Raw genomic sequence first — 791 nt, 5'->3', positions numbered from 1 at the left:
ATCAGATCGAGATGTGGTTCTCGATCCTGGCGCGCAAAGTCCTGCGCCGTGGCAACTTCACCTCCATCGACGACCTTCAGAAACGCATCAGCGATTTCATCGACTTCTTCAATCGCACGTTGGCCAAGCCCTTCCGCTGGACCTATGAGGGAAAGCCGCTCGCAGCATGAATGATTAAACAGTCTCGGGATTTCCACTCTGTTGCACTAGACGCCGAGCTAAAGCCCTTCAGCGAACAGGTCGACAAACGCTTCCAGGAATGGATCTTCCGCCACAACGCCCAGCGCGGCACGGCGTTCACGGCTGAGCAGACCGAGTGGCTGCGGCTGATGAAGGACCATATCGCCAGCTCATGCAGCATCGGGCGGGATGATTTCGATTATGCCGAGCTGGCGGATAAAGGCGGGTTGCAGAAGGTGTGGGGGGTGTTTGGGACGGAGTTGGATGGGTTGATGAGGGAGATGAATTTGGAGTTGGTGGCGTGAGTGAAGTGAATCAGGAGTTGCTTGCAACCTTGGGAGAATTGGCGGACGAGCCCGTCGAACAGACAGGGCCAACCGGCGACTTCGTTTATATCGATATCAGTAGCATCGACCGTGAAACCAAGAAGATCTCTGATCCCAAGCCTTTGATGCTGTCGCAGGCTCCGAGCCGGGCCAAGCAGGGCTCTCCCGGATCTCCTGGGGTTGTGATATCTTATAAAACAGTGGCTTGAGAGCCAGTTCCCGTCAAAACCCAATTCGAACGCTGTTGATTATGATGCTTGACAAAGAGACCATCCGGGTGCTGTT

General features: G+C 54.9%; 2 protein-coding genes. Both read left to right on the top strand.

Annotated elements, in window-relative coordinates:
• Positions 1-170: 170 nt before the first annotated feature.
• The gene (locus CKO23_RS24945) at positions 171-485 is read left to right on the top strand and encodes a type I restriction-modification enzyme R subunit C-terminal domain-containing protein (RefSeq protein WP_200336265.1); all 315 of its coding nucleotides are present in this window, start codon (positions 171-173) and stop codon (positions 483-485) included.
• A complete protein-coding gene (locus CKO23_RS24940; protein WP_200336264.1) occupies positions 482-715 on the top strand; it encodes a hypothetical protein in 234 nt (77 codons plus the stop codon). Before CKO23_RS24945 ends, CKO23_RS24940 begins: the two co-directional genes overlap by 4 nt.
• The last annotated feature ends 76 nt before the right edge of the window (positions 716-791 follow it).

The organism is Thiocystis violacea, from assembly GCF_016583565.1.
Lineage (GTDB): Bacteria > Pseudomonadota > Gammaproteobacteria > Chromatiales > Chromatiaceae > Thiorhodococcus > Thiorhodococcus violaceus_A.
Note: the sequence above shows the minus strand (reverse complement) of the source record. Positions and strands in the feature narration are given on the sequence as shown.

Excerpts from the sequence above, each read along its gene's own strand:
- CKO23_RS24945 (WP_200336265.1), top strand. The coding sequence starts at position 171 with ATGATTAAACAGTCTCGGGATTTCCACTCTGTTGCACTAGACGCCGAG.